This window comes from Bacillota bacterium (assembly GCA_040754675.1).
Taxonomy (GTDB): domain Bacteria; phylum Bacillota; class Limnochordia; order Limnochordales; family Geochordaceae; genus Geochorda.
In genome coordinates, this window is record JBFMCJ010000698.1 from 1 (window position 1) to 1,928 (window position 1,928).

Sequence of the window (1,928 nt, forward strand, 5' to 3'; positions counted from 1 at the left end):
CCAAGCTCCTGTGGCTCACCCGGCACGAGCCGGAGACGTACCGCCTTGCCCGGCGGCTGCTGTTCGGGGCTCACGACTACATCGCGTGGGTGGCATGCGGCGCGTCGGTGACGGATGCGACGACGGCCTCGACCACAGGGCTTCTGGATCTGGCGAGCGGCCGCTGGGCCGTCGAGCTCTTGGAGGCCCTCGAGCTGCGAACCGACTTTCTCCCCGAAATAGCACCGGCTTACTCAGTTGTCGGGCGTCTTCGCCCTGAGGCGGCGGAGGCCCTCGGTCTGCCAGCCGGCACGCCCGTTGTCCACGGCGCGGGGGACGCTGCCGCGACGACCCTCGGCGCAGGCGCCGGCGAACCGGGGCGCACTTACCTTTACCTGGGCACCAGCGGGTGGCTCGCGCTGACCTCGCCCGGCGACCGGGCGGATCCGAGCAGCGGGATCTTCACGCTTCGCCACCCCGAGCCATCCTGGACGCTTCTCATCGGGCCTATGCTGACGGCCGCCGGCAACCTGGAGTGGATCCGCCGCCAGCTCGGGGACCCGCCCTACGAGGAACTCAGCGCCCTGGTGCGGGCGGCGCCCGAGGGAAGCGGCGGGGTGTTCTACCTGCCCTATCTCGCCGGAGAACGCTCGCCGTTCCGGGACAGCAAGGCCCGGGCAGCCTTCGTCGGGATCGGCCCTGGCACAGGCCGCGCCGAACTCGTCAGGAGCGTCATGGAGGGGGTCGCCTTTGCGCTGCGCTCCATCGCCGACGCGATGCCGCAGTTCAGCGCGGACCCCATTGGAGCGGCGGGCGGGGGCTGCCGGGCGAACGTCTGGTGCGAGATCCTCGCGGCCGTCCTCAAGTGCCCGGTGCGGCGCCTGGCTGGTGCTCAGGACGTGGGGGTGCGGGGGGCGGCCGTCCTGGCCGGGCGGGCTCTGGGCTGGTATCGGTCTTTCATCCCGAGTCCGGGCTTTTTCCCGGTTGACCGCCTCTTCGTGCCCGACCCGCGCATGGCTGCCGCGTACGACGGCCTATACCGGGAGTTCCGGCAGCGCAATCCCTACTTGAGACGACATGGGAAGGAGGGTTGAGGAGGAAAGGGCAGACGAAACGTCCACAGACCGCTGTCCGGCTGCCTCGAGCCGGTCGGCATCCGGGGAATGCGGGAACGGCCAGAGGAGCTTGAGCGAAGGGGAGGCGCAATCATGAACGACGGATTGATGCGGCTGTCCTCGATACGGCGTGGTTGGGTGGCCGTGCTGTTGTGTGCGGTGGCCGTCTCGGGAGTGGCGTTGTCGGCAATGGCGGCCCCGGGTGGGGACGTCCGGCAGATCAGCGTCGTCACCCCGTACATGGCCAATGCCACGACCCGGGAGGTCATCCGCCTCTTCGAACGCTACGCGGTCGAGAAGGGCTGGAAGGTGGCCGTCACCGACACCGCGGGTGACTTCAACCGGCTCGTCGGGGCCATCGAGAACGCTGTGGCGCTCAAAGCGGACGCCATCGTCCTGGGCATGGGCGACCCGGCGCAGATGACAAAGGGCCTCCGGGCCGCTCAAGCGGCTGGCATCCCTGTCTTCGGCATTGATGCCGGACTGGCGCCGGGCGTGCTGGTCAACGTTACGTCGGACAACGGGGCGCTCGGTAGGATGAGCGCCGAGGACCTGGCCCGGCGGATCGGGTACAAGGGCAACGTGATCATGTTCACCCATGACCCCCACCCGGGCGTGAGAGCCAGAGCGAAGGCAGCGGAAGAGGTCTTTGCCCGCTACCCCGGCATCAAGGTCATCTCGAAGCGCCACATCAACGTGCCGGGGCCGGTGGACAACGCCCGCAAGACGATGCAGGATCTGCTGGCCGCCTATCCGAAGGCGGGCTCCCTCGCCGGCGTGTGGGCGGCCTGGGATGAGCCGGCCATAGGAGCCGTTCAAGCGCTGCTTGCCGCG

Annotated in this window: 2 protein-coding genes; both read left to right on the forward strand. The window is 69.2% G+C overall.

The features are described 5' to 3' along the window. Positions 1 to 1,073, forward strand: a 1,073-nt coding sequence (locus AB1609_22645; GenBank protein ID MEW6049234.1) for an FGGY-family carbohydrate kinase, incomplete at its 5' end; no start/stop codon positions are given. Between the two features lie 114 nt (positions 1,074 to 1,187). Further along, positions 1,188 to 1,928, forward strand: a 741-nt coding sequence (locus AB1609_22650; GenBank protein ID MEW6049235.1) for a substrate-binding domain-containing protein, incomplete at its 3' end; no start/stop codon positions are given.